The sequence below is a fragment of the Microvirga sp. 2MCAF38 genome (assembly GCF_052115485.1).
Lineage (GTDB): Bacteria > Pseudomonadota > Alphaproteobacteria > Rhizobiales > Beijerinckiaceae > Microvirga.
This window is the reverse complement of record NZ_JBFRGU010000015.1, coordinates 1-955: the sequence shown is the minus strand read 5'-3', so window position 1 is coordinate 955 and position 955 is coordinate 1. Positions and strand designations below refer to the sequence as shown.

Annotated in this window: 1 protein-coding gene; it reads left to right on the top strand. The window is 61.5% G+C overall.

The window, feature by feature from the left end; all coding sequences use genetic code 11:
* Positions 1-2: 2 nt before the first annotated feature.
* A partial coding sequence (gene tuf / locus AB4072_RS17105; RefSeq protein WP_441969932.1) for an elongation factor Tu occupies positions 3-955 on the top strand: 953 nt, incomplete at its 3' end.

Below are 955 nucleotides of genomic sequence, written 5' to 3'. Positions count from 1 at the left end.
CGATGGCGAAGGAAAAGTTTGAGCGGAATAAGCCGCACTGCAACATTGGAACGATTGGCCACGTTGACCATGGCAAGACGTCCTTGACGGCAGCGATTACGAAGGTTTTGGCGGAGTCTGGTGGTGCGACGTTTACGGCGTACGACCAGATCGACAAGGCACCGGAAGAGAAGGCGCGCGGTATCACGATCTCGACGGCGCACGTCGAGTACGAGACGGCGAACCGTCACTATGCGCACGTCGACTGCCCCGGCCACGCGGATTATGTGAAGAACATGATCACGGGTGCGGCGCAGATGGACGGCGCGATCCTGGTTGTGTCGTCGGCTGACGGCCCGATGCCGCAGACCCGCGAGCACATCCTGCTGGCGCGTCAGGTCGGCGTTCCGGCGCTGGTTGTGTTCATGAACAAGGTCGACATGGTCGACGATGCCGAGCTGCTCGACCTGGTCGAGCTCGAGGTTCGCGAGCTTCTGTCGAAGTACGATTTCCCGGGCGATGACATTCCGATTGTGAAGGGCTCGGCTCTTTGCGCGCTGGAAGATCGTTCGCCGGAGATCGGCCGCGACGCGGTTCTGAAGCTGATGGCTGAGGTTGATCGTTACATCCCGCAGCCGGAGCGTCCGATTGACCAGCCGTTCCTGATGCCGATCGAAGACGTGTTCTCGATCTCGGGTCGCGGTACGGTGGTGACGGGTCGCGTCGAGCGCGGCATCGTGAAGGTCGGTGAGGAAGTCGAGATCGTCGGCCTGAAGGCGACGGTSAAGACGACGGTCACGGGCGTGGAGATGTTCCGCAAGCTGCTCGATCAGGGTCAGGCCGGCGACAACGTGGGCGTTCTGCTTCGTGGTACGAAGCGCGAGGACGTCGAGCGCGGCCAGGTGCTGTGCAAGCCCGGCTCGATCAAGCCGCACACGAAGTTCAAGGCTGAGGCTTACATCCTCACCAAGGAAGA